Source organism: Caldalkalibacillus thermarum (assembly GCF_014644735.1).
Taxonomy (GTDB): Bacteria; Bacillota; Bacilli; order Caldalkalibacillales; family Caldalkalibacillaceae; genus Caldalkalibacillus; species Caldalkalibacillus thermarum.
This window is the reverse complement of the sequence record NZ_BMKZ01000007.1, coordinates 42,263-58,323: the sequence shown is the minus strand read 5'-3', so window position 1 is coordinate 58,323 and position 16,061 is coordinate 42,263. Positions and strand designations below refer to the sequence as shown.

At 46.7% G+C, this 16,061-nt stretch carries 15 protein-coding genes and 3 pseudogenes; 1 reads left to right on the top strand and 17 read right to left on the bottom strand.

The genetic code is table 11. The features are described from left to right. Positions 1 to 138 precede the first annotated feature (138 nt). From IEW48_RS04345 to IEW48_RS04260, 17 genes and pseudogenes are all read right to left on the bottom strand, one after another. The gene (locus IEW48_RS04345; protein ID WP_188622730.1) at positions 139 to 594 is read right to left on the bottom strand and encodes a CoA-binding protein; all 456 of its coding nucleotides are present in this window, start codon (positions 592 to 594) and stop codon (positions 139 to 141) included. After that, positions 591 to 929, bottom strand: a complete 339-nt coding sequence (locus IEW48_RS04340) for a GNAT family N-acetyltransferase (protein ID WP_083813856.1) — start codon at positions 927 to 929, stop codon at positions 591 to 593. The genes IEW48_RS04345 and IEW48_RS04340 overlap by 4 nt, the downstream gene beginning before the upstream one ends. A 74-nt stretch (positions 930 to 1,003) precedes the next feature. After that, on the bottom strand, positions 1,004 to 1,855 hold the full coding sequence (locus IEW48_RS04335) for an arylamine N-acetyltransferase (RefSeq protein WP_188622729.1): 852 nt from the start codon (positions 1,853 to 1,855) through the stop codon (positions 1,004 to 1,006). 407 nt (positions 1,856 to 2,262) lie between these two features. Further along, a pseudogene (locus tag IEW48_RS04330) lies at positions 2,263 to 3,269 on the bottom strand (RNA-guided endonuclease InsQ/TnpB family protein). Between the two features lie 84 nt (positions 3,270 to 3,353). After that, entirely contained in the window at positions 3,354 to 3,554 is a 201-nt protein-coding gene (locus IEW48_RS04325; protein WP_188622728.1) for a hypothetical protein, read from the bottom strand. A gap of 282 nt (positions 3,555 to 3,836) precedes the next feature. Further along, on the bottom strand, positions 3,837 to 4,331 hold the full coding sequence (locus tag IEW48_RS04315) for a GNAT family N-acetyltransferase (RefSeq protein WP_188622726.1): 495 nt from the start codon (positions 4,329 to 4,331) through the stop codon (positions 3,837 to 3,839). Between the two features lie 265 nt (positions 4,332 to 4,596). Next, positions 4,597 to 5,139: a peptide-methionine (S)-S-oxide reductase MsrA gene (gene msrA / locus IEW48_RS04310; RefSeq protein WP_007505073.1), complete on the bottom strand. Its 543-nt coding sequence runs from the start codon at positions 5,137 to 5,139 to the stop codon at positions 4,597 to 4,599. A gap of 61 nt (positions 5,140 to 5,200) precedes the next feature. After that, positions 5,201 to 5,398 (bottom strand): hypothetical protein, encoded by a 198-nt coding sequence (locus IEW48_RS04305; protein ID WP_188622725.1) that lies wholly within the window; start codon positions 5,396 to 5,398, stop codon positions 5,201 to 5,203. Between the two features lie 49 nt (positions 5,399 to 5,447). Beyond that, complete coding sequence (locus IEW48_RS04300) at positions 5,448 to 6,605, bottom strand: aminotransferase A (protein ID WP_188622724.1); 1,158 nt, start codon at positions 6,603 to 6,605, stop codon at positions 5,448 to 5,450. Positions 6,606 to 6,732: 127 nt separating this feature from the next. Further along, positions 6,733 to 7,383, bottom strand: a complete 651-nt coding sequence (locus IEW48_RS04295; RefSeq protein WP_188622723.1) for a hypothetical protein — start codon at positions 7,381 to 7,383, stop codon at positions 6,733 to 6,735. Positions 7,384 to 7,665: 282 nt separating this feature from the next. Beyond that, the gene (locus IEW48_RS04290; RefSeq protein ID WP_188622722.1) at positions 7,666 to 8,397 is read right to left on the bottom strand and encodes a 5-formyltetrahydrofolate cyclo-ligase; all 732 of its coding nucleotides are present in this window, start codon (positions 8,395 to 8,397) and stop codon (positions 7,666 to 7,668) included. A 66-nt stretch (positions 8,398 to 8,463) separates the two neighbouring features. Continuing rightward, positions 8,464 to 8,665: pseudogene (locus IEW48_RS04285) on the bottom strand (VOC family protein). 75 nt (positions 8,666 to 8,740) lie between these two features. After that, positions 8,741 to 10,663, bottom strand: a complete 1,923-nt coding sequence (locus IEW48_RS04280; RefSeq protein ID WP_188622721.1) for an FtsX-like permease family protein — start codon at positions 10,661 to 10,663, stop codon at positions 8,741 to 8,743. Then, on the bottom strand, positions 10,660 to 11,418 hold the full coding sequence (locus IEW48_RS04275) for an ABC transporter ATP-binding protein (RefSeq protein ID WP_188622720.1): 759 nt from the start codon (positions 11,416 to 11,418) through the stop codon (positions 10,660 to 10,662). The genes IEW48_RS04280 and IEW48_RS04275 overlap by 4 nt, the downstream gene beginning before the upstream one ends. Before the next feature lie 120 nt (positions 11,419 to 11,538). Then, complete coding sequence (locus tag IEW48_RS04270; protein ID WP_188622719.1) at positions 11,539 to 12,621, bottom strand: HAMP domain-containing histidine kinase; 1,083 nt, start codon at positions 12,619 to 12,621, stop codon at positions 11,539 to 11,541. Beyond that, positions 12,614 to 13,330, bottom strand: coding sequence for a response regulator transcription factor (locus IEW48_RS04265; RefSeq protein WP_188622718.1), 717 nt, complete (start codon positions 13,328 to 13,330; stop codon positions 12,614 to 12,616). Before IEW48_RS04265 ends, IEW48_RS04270 begins: the two co-directional genes overlap by 8 nt. Before the next feature lie 218 nt (positions 13,331 to 13,548). Beyond that, a complete protein-coding gene (locus IEW48_RS04260) occupies positions 13,549 to 14,538 on the bottom strand; it encodes an NADPH:quinone oxidoreductase family protein (RefSeq protein ID WP_188622717.1) in 990 nt (329 codons plus the stop codon). A 225-nt stretch (positions 14,539 to 14,763) separates the two neighbouring features. Here IEW48_RS04260 and IEW48_RS04255 point away from each other — a divergent pair. Further along, positions 14,764 to 16,014 (top strand): annotated as a pseudogene (locus tag IEW48_RS04255) (YeeE/YedE family protein). The last annotated feature ends 47 nt before the right edge of the window (positions 16,015 to 16,061 follow it).

Below are 16,061 nucleotides of genomic sequence, written 5' to 3'. Positions count from 1 at the left end.
AACACCAAGTGCATAATCTTTAGCGACCGATTAAGGAAACCTGCTATGTCAGCCTTTACAGACGCCTGTATCCTTTACAGACGCCTGTATAATGAACGGAGGTGAGAAACGTGGCAAAAATCGCGGTACAATCTCAATTTATCGGCTCCCAGTTAAAAGGGCGTGTTCCACTTTAATACACCGGTCCATAATCACTTTAAGCCCGGCTTCACTGGCGATGCGAAATGCTTCTTCATTAACAATACCCAGCTGCAACCACAGCACTTTCGCCCCAATCTCCACTGCTTCTTTGGCTGGTTCCACTGTATCCTCACTGTGCCGAAACACATTGACAATATCGATCTTTCCGGGGACATCCTTCAATGATGGATAAGCCTTTTGCCCTAATGACTCAGTAATCATAGGGTTAACCGGAATAATCTCGTATCCCGCCTGTTGCATATACTCCGCTACCTGGTAACTTGTGCGGTGGGGATTATCAGACAGACCCACAACAGCAATCCGTTTGTACTTGGTTAAAATCTCCTTAATCTCTTCCCGAGTTACATTGGCATGATGAAGCAATTGAATCAACTCCTTTACCTTATCAGTCAATGTTCACTCCTAATTACCATCTGTTCTCCTATCCCTTGACCGCGCATAGCGGGTTCACCGACCAGCACTTTCCCTATTCTGGCGGATCTATGCTCCCTGTCAATTTTACCCAGTGAAATATGGCCAATCACTTTTTGGGTTTCGGTGTGTACCACTTTATAAATCAGACGCTCAGCCCCATCCCGGTTAGCGCCAGCTATATACCGCTCCAGCTGTTCGTTGTCCAATGGAAACCGGAATTCAGGCCCGCCCCATTGGAGCAGAAATTCAGGAGTGGGTACCCAGGAAATCAGCTGGTCAAAATCTGCCGGTTCAAAATGGCGTAACTCGATCATCTTCTCTCCCCCAATTTAAGTGTTGTCATTCTCTTTATTTTCTAAGATTTCAGCCGTGGTTTCCAGTTTCTTGCTTATTTCCTGAAAATATCGATGCCTAACTCCTTTAAGACCTGAATGCTTTCCCGTACAGGCAGGCGGCCTAAAGCAAAATCATTCTGTAACACTTCTTCTATTTCCTCTATGGAATGCAAAACAAGTTTCTCCTCCTGGCCATGTGCATGACGAATGGTTAACACATGATTTAACAAAGAGACACTTCTGTTTTTGTCTAATTGCCATAACTGACAACGCAAGATAGACATAAAGGGGGCTCCCGGCTGGTTTGATTGGGCGATTAAGGGTACAAAGTCTGACAGTTCATACTTTTGGTTAGCATCAAACCGCCATACTTTACCATTCTGTTTTCTTTTATAAAACCGTTCATAAATATAAACATCTTCAGTATTGCTCAGGGGTTGCAGACGAATCTCTTCCGGGCCGAAACGGACCGTATATGCCTTTCCATCAAGGGGAATAGGTTCAAAAAACGGAGCAGCGGCTCCGCAGTCCACGTACACCTTCTTTTCATCTTCAAAGACCACCACAATGGCCATATGTTCCTGGCTCAACATGACATGGTAACAGCGAAAACCCAATTCCCTTAACAAGAGCAACAGGTTGGCATTGAGCGTAAAACAGGTGCCTCCAAACTGAAACTGTTGGTGCCCTTGAATAAAGGACTCTAGCATGAGAATGGGATTCACGTGTTTCTCTCTGTCACGGTAAAGGAAAAGCTTACTAATGTTCTCAAAAGGAAATGTAGTTAAGTGGGCACGGCAAATCTCGTTTAAGTAGGACAGTGAAGGAGACTTAAGGGGAAGTCCTAACACATCCAGATATGCTCTGACCCATGGTGTAACCCCGACGGTCTGATCACCTTGCATTTGTTCTACCCCCAGCAGACGACTTCCTTTGACTTGACAATATACGGTTAATCACTTCCTGCAAACTGAGTTCTTCCATGGACTGAAGACGTAAGTCAAACCCTTCAAAGGGCAAAGCCGCTGTCGTCGGATTAGGCACAATGACGCAATACAGTCCCGCTGATTTGGCTGTTCAAGGTGCTCCATCACCCATTGATGACTGGAGCTGGAAGCCAACCCCACTTTCAATCCCAGCTGTTTCGCTTCTTGTAAATAAGCTAGCACCCCCGGACGTAACGTTTCGTGTTCCAGTGACATACTCCCACCACCTACGCTGACGCTTAGAGGTGGGGGCTTCTCGGGTAATCCCATCTCATGATGGGAAGTTGACCGAGCGATCCCCGTGTGCCCCACGGTTCGAGATCCAGTCAGGCAGTCCCTAACTGTTTCAGACCTTCCTTTTTGATATTGATGGCGGCATTGGTGTCTCTGTCTGCCACAAAACCGCATTCACAACAAAACAGACGTTCGGAAAGCGATAGAGACACCTTCACTCGACCACAACATGAACACGTTTTGGATGAGGGGAACCATTTGTCAATTTTGATCAGCTTCTTTCCCTGTTCTTCTAACTTGTACTGAAGGAAAGTAGTGAACAGGCCCCAACCGTTGTCGTGGACGCTTTGACCGAAATGGAGGGCTTGAGCCATCCCTTTCATGTTGAGGTCTTCAATCACCACCGCATCATACCGGTTGGCCAATTGTCGTGCAGCCTGATGCAGAAAATCCTGACGTTGGTTGGCAATCTTTTCGTGCAACTGGGCGACTTTCCGCCGCTGTTTGTGCCAACGGTTGGAACCTTTCCTACGGCGTGACAGCACCCGTTGAGCTCGGGCCAGTTTTTCCAAGGCTTGCCGATAGAATCGAGGATAATTGGCTCTCTCACCCTCGCTATCGACATACAGCGTATTCATGGAAAAATCGAGCCCAACAACGTTTTCTATTTCTTTTGGCACCGGTTGGTGCTCGTATTCTGTCAGGATGGAGATGAAGTATTTTCCTGTTTTTGTTTTCGTGATCGTACAAGCCTTGATAATGTGGTGAACAGGAATCTGCCGATGTTGCTTCAATTTGACCCATTTCAGTTTGGGTAACTTGATATAGCCATCGGCAAGCTTAATGTTTCCGTTGACCACATTTGTCGTGTACGNCTATCGACTTCTTTGAGCCACGGAAAATCCCGTTTGTACTTGGCCGGAGTGGGAAATTTGTGCTGTTTCAAAGCTTCTTTGTCGTCTTTGAACTTTTCATAAATTTGTATGCGTTCCTCAAGCATTTTGTTATAGACGAAGCGGACGCAACCGAACGTTTTGGCGAGCAGTTGTTCCTGTTCTTTTGTTGGATACAGACGGAATTTGTAGGCTTTGTTGGCCATATCCGCATCACCTGCCACAACACGAACGTTTGTTTGATTTTATTTTACCACACTCATCATATTGAGGCTACATCAAACCGACATTCATCTCCCACTTTCGCTTCGCTTAGAAGTGGGAGACTTCTGTCGGAGGTAAGTTAAAACACGGTGTTTTTGCTTTAACTTTTCACTCAATGCAGTGCGGTCTACAGGTTTTTGCAGGCACTCTTCCAGATAGTCATAGGGATCAAAATGCGCAAATGTGGTGCCGACACACTGAACATATTGTTCAAGCGGCAGATCCACCCCGTGCTCCTGATAGATTTCACGGAATGCTTTACCTTCAACGGGAAGGGGGCATGCGAGTGAATGGGCACAAAGGGACAACGCTCCAAAACTTCCGGTTCCTTAAAAACATCTTAACCAAGAACATTATAGACAAACTGATTGATCCTTTGTTTCTCTCCCCGATTAATCCAGGCGGAACAGGTCAACAATTTTTTTGTATTTTTAGAAACAAGTAATGACCTTATTTTTCATGATCCCTATCCCCAAACTGGCCAAGACCAAATATGTGTCTAATCACAACTAAACTCCTACCACTGAACTGCGCCGCTCCATCAGAATAATGTCTTTCCACACTCCATTCAGTTGTCCGATCCGTTCCCGTCTCCCCACTTCTCTAAACCCACACTTTCTATGTAAGGCAAGGCTGGACTGATTCTCCGGAAAAATGCCGGATTGCAAAGTCCAAATGCCGTTATCTTCAGATTCTTTAATCAATGCATGTAACAATGCTGCCCCTACTCCCCTGCCACGGTACCTTTGCCCAATATAGATGCTGACCTCAGCGACCCCGGCATACACACAACGCCCTGATACTGGACTCAAGGCTACCCACCCCAGGACAGCCTCCCCGTCTTTGGCCACCAGCCGGCAATGCCGAAGATGGGATTGATCCCATGCGTACCATGAGGGAGCCTCCGTCTCAAACGTGGCCATCCCTGTCTTAATCCCCTCTAAGTATATATCCCGGACCTGTTCCCAATGTTCACTTGTCATCGCTTGAATGGTATAGCCCATAAAGTGCACCCTTTCTGCTTCTCTGTTTCTTAGACAGTCATCTGTATAAGAAGAACTGTATTTTGCCATTGTTGAGCAAGAAGAGGCCGCTATTCACGAGGCATTGCTGAAACACAATCATGTCTTACAAAATCTAACGAAAGCTCGTTCTCAGCATCTTCCGTGCCTTAATATTATTAACCGGTCAAAAACGATTGATAGGAGAAGATCTGTATGAACAAACCATGGATCTCCTTATCACTTTTAGAGCAGGGTGGACTAGCGCCTAGTTTCCGTCCTTTTGCCAATGTTTCTTTATAAACTCGTCCCGGCCTGAGCCAAGGCGGTACAGCTTGTAGCGGAAGGGGTTTTTCTTGTGATAATCTTGATGGTACTCCTCCGCTGGATAAAAAGGAGAAGCAGGGAGAATTTGAGTCACGATCGGTTTATCAAAAATGCCGCTCTCCTCTAGTGCCTGCTTGGAGACCTCTGCTTTCTGCCGTTGCTCTTCGTCATGGTAAAAGATAGCCGTACGGTATGAGTCGCCCCGGTCATAAAATTGGCCTCCAGGGTCAGTCGGATCGATTTGTCGCCAAAAGATATCTAACAGTTGATCGTAGGTGATGCGTTCTGGATCATAGGTGATTTGGACCGCTTCATAATGACCCGTTGTGCCCGCACACACTTCCTCATAGGTGGGGTGCGGTTTATGACCGCCAGTATAGCCGGAGACAATGCGGATCACTCCTTCTTGCTCCTCAAACGGGGGAACCATGCACCAGAAACAGCCTCCAGCAAAAGTGGCTAACTTGTATTGCTTATCTGTCATGCTTGTGCTTCCTCCTTCTTTTCTCCCTAAAGTATCTTCAACAGGTGATTAAACTATTCCCTCATGCTTTGACCGCCAAACATTCCAGTTCAGCGAACTCTTGGACATAAGTGGCCTCAGGATCCCGTTCAATCTCTGCTTTCATCTGCTCCAGGCCTCTGTTGTACTCTTCGTCACTGATCAGGGTCAGAATTGAGATCCACGTAGGACAGAAAATCGGCCACGTTGTTGACGATATAGTCAAACATTTGATCATCATAAGGCATCTCTTCAGTTCCCTCTCCCATTTCGTGGAATTCCCGTCTTTCTTATGACAGGCTGGACACAAATTGCTCCAGACGCCTGCAACCTTCTTCCAAAACATCCATCCCGTAGGCATAGGAAAGACGGATAAACCCTTCCCCGTAGGCAGAAAACGCATCCCCCGGAACCACGGCCAGCTGCTGTTGCTCTAGCAGTTTCAGAGCAAATTCAGACGAAGACAACCCGTATTTTTTAATGGACGGGAACAAATAAAAGGCTCCTTCAGGTTTAATTACATCCATCCCCATCTGAACCAGCCGGTTATAGACATAATCCCGGCGGCGGCGATATGCTTCACGCATCACATGGGCGTCATTTTTACCATTGGTCAAAGCTTCAACGGCCGCGTGTTGAGAGATGGAACTGGCACAACTCACATTGTATTGGTGAACTTTCAACATATGCTGAGTCAGATAGGCGGGAGCAAAGGCAAAGCCAATCCGCCAGCCGGTCATGGCATGGGATTTGGACAGGCCGTTGATCACAATGGTTTTTTCCCGCATCCCTGGAATAGAAGCAATGGAAACATGGGGCTGATCATAAGTTAATTCGCTGTAGATTTCGTCCGAGAGCACAAACACATCCCGCTCTTGCAACACTTCAGCAATCGCTTTTACTTCAGAGGCATCCAGGACACAACCTGTCGGATTAGAGGGATAGGGCAAAATTACACAGCGCGTCCGTTCGGTCAGTTTGTCCTCCAAACGCTCTGCCCGGATTTTAAACTGTGTGTCTCTCGTATCTACATAAACAGGTTCTGCTCCACACAAGCGAATGAGAGGTTCATAGGCCGGATAAACCGGTCCGGGCAAAATAACCTCCGTCCCCGGCTCCAAAATGGTCCTGAGTGTGATGTCGATGGCCTGACTGGCACCAATGGTCGTCACCACTTCTGTGGCCGGATCATAGCTTAGACCATATTTTTCTTCCACAAACCGTGCCGCCGCTTCCCGCAGCTGGGGTAAGCCGGCATTGGCTGTATAACTGGTTTGATTAGCTTCAATTGCTTGCTGGCCAGCCCGTTTAATATGTTCGGGGGTGGAAAAGTCTGGCTGCCCAATGGTCAGCTGAATGGCATCCGGGTATTGAGCCACTTTGTTAAAAAACTGACGGATGCCTGAGATTTGAATATTTCTCACTCTGGCATTAATTAAATGCTCCATGTTTTCTTTCCTTTCTTTTTTGGTATAAAGGTTTTACATAAAGACACACTAACAAGTAAAGCCTGGCCAAGCCAAGCTTTACGTTAATAACACATATATCCGCCCTTTTGTTTTGTTTGACAAATGATTAATTTTTATAGTGCACTTTTATGAACCCAAATCCATCTAAAAACTTATACCCCAATGCCTTTAGTTCATTGATCTTCTCTAATTTTTCTTCAGGTTTGTTCCGATACTCCACATGCAGCCTGCTGAGATGGATCACTTCAAACTTCACTTGGTGATCAGGATCGAATAACAGGTTTAAAATCTCAAGATCAGGCCGGCTTAATTCCTTTTCATTGGCAATTTTGTTACAGAAATATCTGGACAAATCCCGCCGGTTAAAAAGAAAAGAGAGTTCTTTACGGCCGACAGGGCTACCTCGCCCCTTCTCCTCTTTCAGCAGCTTGTAAATGTGTTGATTGAGCTTTTTATATTGTTTGTGTAAGAGACCGGCGATGAACAACTTATCGTTTTTACTTAGTTTATGAAACGACTCAAGGGGAAATATCGTTTCAATCTTCTTATTGATGACCCTCCGGTTAAGATGGAATATAGTTGGCAAGAGCACAAGATTGATCAGCAATCCATGGACCACAATGGAAACAGTGCTGCCATTCAAGCTTATTCCTATGAATTCAGCAACCGTGTGCAACCCCAGACCGGAAAGGTAAGAAATAATCAGCAGGCCGCTTCCTGCGAGGATAATAAAAAATACTCTGCCTATGTCAAACATGCTTTCCTCTCCCTTAATCTTGAAGTCATTAACTTAGACGGATAATGACCAAAGGGAGTCTCGTAACCCTTTTTTCCTATTTTACAATGAAATTTTGATTACTGCACCGGTAAGGATCAAATTTTTTTCTCACATTAATCACAATCCGTTCACAGACCGCTTAAAAATTGATCATAAACGCCCCCTATAATACAAACTACACGCCGGTAAGGTTGTGCCGGTTTGAAATCAAAAGGAGGTATACAAATGTTGAAAAAACTTTTCTTGGTTACTGCTTTGATGTTAGATCCGATGTTTCTTGTCCTGCTGTAACTTCCACACCTCTTCTAGCACGGGCATCTCTTGCTTCTCCTCTTCGGTCACCCGTTCCCAGTCGATGCCTTCAGGCTTGGGATAAGGAGAGTTAGTCTCTAAAACGCCTTGCTCAGTAACAATGAAATCCACCGTAAGATCGTAAGAATCAATTGGAATGCTGTCTTCAACCACTTGGATAGAATGAACCGTTGTCATCACCGGAACAGGAGGGTGCCCCAGTTCCCGCAAAATGGCATATTCCCGGTCTGCATAGCCTTCCCCCTTGCCTACACGGCGCCCGTCACGGTTCACCGCCACAGAGCCTACCACAACCAAGTCAATGCTGGGCAGTTCAGACAAAGGCAGCTCCCGGCCATAGGATTGCATATGGCTTAAACTGGCTGCTTTTCGTTCTTCTCCTTTTGGTACCCATTCAGGTTTTATTTGGATAAATCCTGCTTTGAGCCGCGGGGTGGGAACGAGCAACGTTTTGCCGTCGATCAAAACTTGAGTCCTGAGCGGCAATTGGGGTGCATCCGGATTCACCTTCACCGCCTTGGCCTGCTTGTAGACAGGCAGTTGGGTCAGATGATGGGCAGCCTGTTCCGCCCCTTTAAAGTTGGGAATGCGATGTTGGAGTGGAAAAGGAAAACGGCCCACTTTCTCCTGCTCCATTTTGTCCCACACCATTTGACGGATGCGGTGCTTGTCTGTTCCCATACATTCACATCCTTCTCTTTCAATTCGGAGCTGTCTACCCTTCAGTCTGGTCATCGGTTCCTGCCTCTAATCATAGAAAATCATATGAGGCTTTTCTGCACGATAATAGTTCAATCTGTCCTGTAATGTGCCGGTGTGAAATTCAAATTTATGGCCATCTTCGTCTGCCTTTTACGAGCAGCTTTGCCCCAAACACCTCCTGATAAAATTGAACAGACTTCTCCAAATCGGAAACGGAAAAAGTAAGATGATTAATGCCTTTGATCATCGGTATCCCTCTTTTTCTCCTGATTCCTTAGCGTTTCTAATCTTCTTTACAATAACAGTACCTCAGTCTATGATCTCAATGTCTGGCCAGTTGATACCGGTAGAGACGTCTAGCCAAGAAAAAGTAAATGATCTGAAACACTAGAAAACCGGCTACCACCCACATTAAGCCTATATAAACATTAGATGCCAGCACATTGCTTAATGTTTTGAAAGCAAAAAGAGCATGCAGCACACCCACGGCAAAGGGAAGGAAAAAGATGACGATCATTTGTAGAGCGGTTATCCGGTTAAAATCCTGGTCGCTTAAACCAATCCTCCGCAACTGCTCATAATGTTGCTGATCATGCTGATACTCTGTAAACAGCTTAAAGTATAAAATGCTGAGTGTGGCAATAAAGAACAAAACACTGATAAACGAGCCAATAAACAAGGTCAACATACTGGATGCTTTCATGTTAACATAGGATTCCACGCGCTGGCTAAAATAGTTGTCTTTGTCTTCTTCCACCAACGCTTCCGCTGCTTTAACCGCTTCCAAACTCTCTTCCCAATTGGCCAACTCATATCCGTAAACAACAAACAGTTCGTCGTCGTTGACCAAGCGGCGAAGCTGTTCAAAATCCTCATCATGGACAACAAATAGAAAAGTGGCCGCATACTTGGGCGTCGTGACAGCTCCAAACAACTGATCAGCCATCACCAGTTCAACCGTTTGGTTGCCAATATCAAATGTATAAGTTTCTCCCTCGTTCACCATTTTCATTTGCACTTCTTGATAAGGATAGACAAAAGCAACATGACCCTGTTCAATGGTGATTTCATCAATATCTTTCATTTTATGGGTATGCTCATTGTAAGCACTGTTGGACACAATCATTCCTGTCCGCTCAGGCAAACCAGGAAAATCAAAAGGAACAGGAATACCAACCATCACTTCTTCTCTGTCTATGATTGCTCCATGTTCAAGCAAAACCCGTTTCAAAGCTTCACGGTCTACCACTTCGCTGGAATGAAGTCCCCGTTCATATACGGTAATCGTTTGCGGATTATGATCGACAATCTCTTCTTTGAGATTAAAATAAAAAACGATCAATGTTCCTGAGGCGGACAAAACTACGGTCATCAAAACAGAGGTTATAGCGAGCATGCGGGCATTGTCTTTCATCCTGTAAATAAGCTGGGATAAAGTAAGCAACCAGGTTCCTTTCGCATACACAACAGGACTTCGTTTCAATTTATCCAGAATAAAGACGCTACCCTGGCTAAACAAGAGAAACGTCCCTATGACCACTAAGCCAACAATAGGAACAAACCAAGGGATCATTGTCAATGCATCGGCTCTGTAAGCTAAGCCATAACCCCCACCAAGACACAACAGGCCAATTGCTGTCTTCCATCGGGACAAAGCAGGATAGAGACGCGGTTTGCGGCTTTCTTTCAACTGCTCAATAATGTTCAGCCTCAACACACGATAGGCGGTATAGAGATTGACCACTTGATACAGCAAGAAGAAGCCGCCTACCGTTATCAGTAAGGCCCGGGGAACCAGCCTGAAGGCGATGGGCGGTTCCACTTCAAGAAAAACACTTAAGACCAGAAAAAACAATTTGGAGAACAAAACACCGGACAGTGTCCCAAAGCTGATGATAACGAGCGACAGAAGGACTTGCTCATACACCATCAAGCGGGCCAACTGACCAGGTGTCATGCCAAACAGGGCATAAATCCCGAACTCCTGAGTTCTGGCGCGCAGAAAATGAGCCTGGGAATAAAGCAAAAACGTTAAAGCAAAAGCAACAATAATATATTGAGCGGCCTCCAATCCTTGTTGAACATACTGTGCGCCCCTGATATTCCCGTTCAGCACGTCCGGATGAAACACAAAGGCAGCAAACATATAAAAGATGCACACCATGACGATACCACTCAGCACATATGCGGTGTACGACCGCCAATTCCCCCACACATTTTTCAGGGCGATGTGCCTGAAGGTCATGATGACTCACCCCCCAAGGCGCTGGAGGTATCCATAATCTGCTGGAAAAAGACCTGGCGGTTGCTGCCCCGATGCAATTCTGCAAACATCTCCCCGTCCTTGATAAAAACGATCCGCTGACAGTAGCTGGCCGCAAACGGATCATGTGTCACCATCATGATCGTCGCTCGTCTCTCTGCATTGAGCGCTTGCAGAGCTTCCATCACCTGTTTGGAGGATTTAGAGTCCAAGTTTCCGGTTGGTTCATCGGCCAAGATAACGGAAGGCTGGTGAATAATGGCCCTGGCCACGGCAGCCCGCTGCTGTTGCCCTCCGGACACCTCGTATGGCCGTTTGTCCAAAATCCCTTCGATTCCCAGAAACCTGGCAATGTCTTCAACCCGCCGCTCCATTTCATTTTGTTTGATCCCATCCAGCACCAAGGGCAAAATAATGTTTTCTTTAACCGTTAAGGTGTCCAGCAAATTATAGTCCTGAAAAATAAAGCCCAATTCACGCCGCCGGAAGATTGCCAGTTGATGTCGTTTGATCGCCTTGATATTGGTTCCGTTGATTTCAATCTCTCCGGAGGTTGGCTCATCGAGGGTGGCTAAGATATTAAGCAACGTCGTTTTTCCACTTCCTGATGGCCCCATGACGCCGATAAATTCCCCTTTTTCCACCTCCAGGCTGAAATTGTTCAGCGCTTTGTGTAAGACAGACGACTTTCCTCCGCCATATACTTTGGTTAAACGCTCTGCTTTAAGAACAAGCATGACTGCCACTCCTTCATCTGTCCAAATTCCTTTCCCTGTTTACGTCTCCATTATAATCGCCGGAGATTGGCAGAGCGTTCGATTTTCCTTTCAAATTTGACCCTCAACCTTACATTTTTGTCACCTGACATCCTTATAAATGGATAAGACCTTGAATGAAATTGTCACCTTAGTCCCCTGTCCTTCCACGGAATGAATCGTTACCCCATGTCCCAAGCGGTCACACACTTGTTTGACCAGATACAAACCCATCCCGGTGGATGATTTCCTTTTTCGCCCGTTTTCACCGGTAAAAAAAGGCTGAAAGACCCGTTTTAAATCCTGGGGCGGTATGCCGATCCCTTCATCAGCTATCGTGAGTTGAATCAGGTCTCTTTTCTTTTCCAGACGGCACGTGACGGTTGTGGGGTGATCTTGGTATGAGTATTTTATGGCATTGGTTAAAATTTGCCTGATCACAAATGACAGCCATTTTTGGTCGCTCTCCACATACAGCTGTTCAGCAGTTGTTTCCAGTTTTGGATAGACCTGAGAGCGAATAAAGGTATTTTTTAAGCTGTTGATTTCCTCCTTGACCATTTGTTCCAGATCCACCTGCCGAATATGCACATCGACTTCAAATTGACCCAACCGGGCCGTATGGAGCATCATATGTAGCCCTTCCGACAGCCGTTCCAATTCTTCTTGTACGTTTCGCAGCAGTTCGTCAGAGAAGTGCTGATGTCCCTTTTCAATTGCTTCAAATGTTAAATGCAGGACACTCAACGGTGTTTTCATGTGATGTACCCATTGTTTAATAAAGGTCAGATGCTGTTCATGCCGTTCCTTGATGCTTTCAAGCTGCTGAACATAGCGGCGGTAACACTGTTTGGACAGCCGTTCCATGGCTTGCTGTTCAGAAGAGACGCTCCCGGAAAGCACCAATGCTTCCTCAACTGATACAGGGTGGTCTAAGGCTTGTTGCAAACGGCGACGGAACGGCGCTTGCCTGAGATACTCACAGGTCAAAGCGATTGTCAGAATAACCAAGGAGAGCAGGACAAGGTAAACGATGGCAGAGAGGGGAAGGGCAGCAGATTGTAACACCAATTCAAGTTGAACGGTAACAACCACCAGCACAAGTTGGAGAAAAAAGGCCAAAATCAGCAACCAGCGGTCTTTTATAAATAATCCTAGATCTTTCAAGTGTTTGCTGTTATACATGTTCTTCCCCCCGGTGCTCCTGCTGGAGAGTGAAGCGGTACCCTTTGCCACGGTGAGTCTGAATGGCTTCTGGAACACCAAGCTCCCTCAGCTTCTTGCGTACCCGTGTCACATTGACCGTTAAGGTATTGTCGTCCACAAATGTTTCGTCATCCCACAATGCGGTGAGTAACCTCTCCCTGGAAACAATTGAATCATATTGTTCCAAGAGCATTTGTAAGAGTATAGCCTCATTATGTGTTAAATCAACCTTTTTCCCTTTCCACTCCAGTTGATGTTTGTCCAGATGAAGGGTAAGATCCTGAACCCGGAGAACACGACGAGTTTGCAGATGTGCGTTATATTCTCCGTACGTTCTCCTCAACACACTTTTAATTTTGGCCATCACCACATCCAGGTGAAAAGGTTTGGTAATATAATCGTCGCCTCCATTTTCAAGCGCCAAGACTTGGTCCATCTCCCCTGCTCTGGCCGTAATAAAAATAACCGGGACCAAAGAGAAAGTGCGGATAATGCGGCACCAGTAAAAGCCATCGTAATAGGGAAGGTTAATATCCAACAAAATCAGATCGGGGGACAGTTGCTGAACAGTCTCTTTAATGTGCCGGAAATCTTCCACAACACTTACGTTAAAGTCATACTTATGAAGATATGAAGCAAGCAGGTCCCGGATTTTGTCGTCATCTTCAATGATTAACACGCGATACATCTGATCAACACCCTTATTCAATCACCACAGCTGTGCCATATTAACAGGAACAAAGAAACGATATATAACGCGGCTGAAGGCACAAGTATGGGCGGTGTAAATAATAGCTGCAGGGATCAACATCGTGGCCAGAGTGAACCTGCCGCCTGCGGGGTTAAGCTGGCATGCCCCAGTCAATCCATGTGATCCCCATCTTGTACAATGGACGGTTACTGCTTCTATTGCAGATTAACCACCTTACGTCCGCGCAACTTTCCTTGCAAAATGAGGTCCAAGGTTTCCGGAAGCTGGTCTAAAGTGATCTCTTCTGTGATGTCAGCCAAGTGATCCGGTTTCAGATCACTGGCCAGACGCTTCCAAATGGTCCGGCGCAACGCCATGGGGCAATAAGCTGAATCAATTCCTAACAGTTTGACGCCTCTCAGAATAAAGGGAAAAACCGTTGTGTTGACCTCCGTTCCGCCTGTCAACCCACTGACAGCAACTGCTCCTCCATGATCCATTGTGCTAAGCACATAAGCCAGTGTTTTTCCGCCGACAGGATCAACTGCCCCGGCCCAACGGCGCTTATCAAGGGGGCGAATCTTTTCAGGTGTTAACTCCTGGCGGTGAATAATTTCCCTTGCTCCAAGTTGATGCAAATAACCATGTTCCGTCTCTTTACCAGTACTGGCCACCACATGATAACCCCGCTTAGCCAGCATGGCCACAGCCAGGCTGCCCACTCCACCGGTGGCGCCAGTCACCAACACAGGACCTTTATCGGGGGTGATGCCATGCGCTTCGAGCTCATGTACAGAAAGAGCTGCCGTAAGCCCAGCCGTTCCCAAAACCATCGCTTCCTTCAACGTTAGGCCTTCTGGCAGAGGGACCACCCAGTCCGCTTTAACCCGTGCATATTCGCTGAAGCCCCCTTCATGGGAGACACCGATGTCATAACTGGTGGCAATGACCTCATCCCCCTCTTTAAAACGGGGGTCTGTGGACCGGACCACCGTCCCCGCCAAGTCAATGCCCGGAATCATGGGATAACGGGTCAAAATTTTACCATTGGGAATGACAGCCAGCCCATCCTTATAGTTCACACTGGAATAGGCGACACGTATGGTAACCTCCCCTTCAGGAAGGTCATCCAGGGACAATGTTTCAATTCCCACTGTAAAAGATTCATCTGTTTTGTTGACCACAAGTGCCCGGAATGTGCTCATTAATCCTGACGCTCCCTCCGCAATATATTTTTAATTTAAAAAATACAAACAATCTATCTTTTATTATAAAGGAACTGAGCGGAATATTAGAATATCTTCTTTCACACTGGGGTTGGTTTACCTATTTTTTCAACCCAAAGGGGCTTTACAGTATAAGCTGAATAAACTACAATAAATTCATATAAAACACACTAAAGTAATAAGAATTAGGGGTGAATACTAGAAATGCAACCTGCAACTTCTCCGCAGCAAGGACAAACACGAGTCAGATTGGAAGCCCCTGCTTTGCCTTCCAGTCAGACAACACTGGTTGCCCTTGGGTTGGCCGGAGCGTTAGTATTAACCTATATGACTTATCAGATTGCTGATCTGCAAATGGCAGTCCTGTTATGGATCGGACTTCTGCTCGGGTTTACCCTTTTTCATGCCCGGTTTGGCTTTACTTCCGCTTTCCGCCGGTTCATGGCTGTTGGCAACGGGGAAGCGTTAAGAGCCCATATGCTGATGTTGGCCGCGGCAAGCACGCTGTTTGCCCTTATTTTCTCCATGGGTGCAGGCCTGTTCGGGACAGAACCAACAGGGTTTGTGTCCCCGATTGGCGTCAGTGTTTTGGTAGGGGCTTTCCTGTTTGGCATCGGTATGCAGCTGGGCAGCGGATGAGCGTCAGGAACTTTGTATGCCGTCGGTGGCGGCCGTTCATCCATGTTCTTAACCTTACTGGCTTTCATTGTTGGTTCTGTGATTGGTGCTGCCCATTTTGATTTCTGGGTGAACCAGATGCCCTCTTTGCCACCCATTTCACTAGCGGAAATCACGCCTCTTGGCTATTTAGGCGGATGGCTGATTCAAATGGCCATTTTTGGCAGCATTATTGCGCTGACTTTGTATATCGAGAGGAAGAAAAATCCGCCCAAAATGGCTCCCTTGCCCACTACCCAAGGCTGGGCACGCATTATCCGTGGAGCTTGGCCCTTATGGGTAGGGGCCTTGATGTTAGCGGCCCTGAACGCCTTGACTCTGTTGGTGAGAGGACAGCCCTGGGGTGTGACCTCGGCCTTCGCTTTGTGGGGCTCAAAGGCCGCCATGGCCCTGGGAATTGATGTGACCCAGTGGGTTTACTGGCAAGGACCGAGAGCCGAGAGCTTATATCAATCCGTTTTCCTGGATAGCACCAGCGTGCTTAACTTCGGTGTGATCACCGGTGCTTTCCTTGCTTCTGCCGCAGGCGGCTTGTTCGTTTTGAAAAAGTTCTCCCTCAAAACAGCCGCTGCCTCCATTATTGGTGGCCTGCTTATGGGTTACGGTGCCCGCTTAGCCTTTGGCTGTAACGTTGGTGCTTATTTCAGCGGCATCGCCTCGTTCAGTGTGCACGGCTGGGTATGGGCAGTGATGGCTTTGGCAGGCACATATGTGGCCCTTTATCTGCGGCCTTTGTTTGGACTCCCAGTTCCCAAACAAACCGATTCTTCATGCTGAAAATTTCCTCTTCTGCCGGTCGGCTTTTATTGCCGGCCGGCTTGCTT

Bases quoted from the DNA above. Each gene is read 5' to 3' on its own strand.
- IEW48_RS04275 (WP_188622720.1), bottom strand. From the start codon at position 11,418: ATGCTTGTTCTTAAAGCAGAGCGTTTAACCAAAGTATATGGCGGAGGA.
- IEW48_RS04340 (WP_083813856.1), bottom strand. From the start codon at position 929: ATGATCGAGTTACGCCATTTTGAACCGGCAGATTTTGACCAGCTGATT.
- IEW48_RS04315 (WP_188622726.1), bottom strand. From the start codon at position 4,331: ATGGGCTATACCATTCAAGCGATGACAAGTGAACATTGGGAACAGGTC.
- IEW48_RS04270 (WP_188622719.1), bottom strand. From the start codon at position 12,621: ATGTATAACAGCAAACACTTGAAAGATCTAGGATTATTTATAAAAGAC.
- msrA (WP_007505073.1), bottom strand. From the start codon at position 5,139: ATGACAGATAAGCAATACAAGTTAGCCACTTTTGCTGGAGGCTGTTTC.
- IEW48_RS04290 (WP_188622722.1), bottom strand. From the start codon at position 8,397: ATGGGAACAGACAAGCACCGCATCCGTCAAATGGTGTGGGACAAAATG.
- IEW48_RS04295 (WP_188622723.1), bottom strand. From the start codon at position 7,383: ATGTTTGACATAGGCAGAGTATTTTTTATTATCCTCGCAGGAAGCGGC.
- IEW48_RS04305 (WP_188622725.1), bottom strand. From the start codon at position 5,398: ATGATGATCAAATGTTTGACTATATCGTCAACAACGTGGCCGATTTTC.
- IEW48_RS04300 (WP_188622724.1), bottom strand. From the start codon at position 6,605: ATGGAGCATTTAATTAATGCCAGAGTGAGAAATATTCAAATCTCAGGC.
- IEW48_RS04260 (WP_188622717.1), bottom strand. From the start codon at position 14,538: ATGAGCACATTCCGGGCACTTGTGGTCAACAAAACAGATGAATCTTTT.
- IEW48_RS04280 (WP_188622721.1), bottom strand. From the start codon at position 10,663: ATGACCTTCAGGCACATCGCCCTGAAAAATGTGTGGGGGAATTGGCGG.
- IEW48_RS04335 (WP_188622729.1), bottom strand. From the start codon at position 1,855: ATGCAAGGTGATCAGACCGTCGGGGTTACACCATGGGTCAGAGCATAT.
- IEW48_RS04265 (WP_188622718.1), bottom strand. From the start codon at position 13,330: ATGTATCGCGTGTTAATCATTGAAGATGACGACAAAATCCGGGACCTG.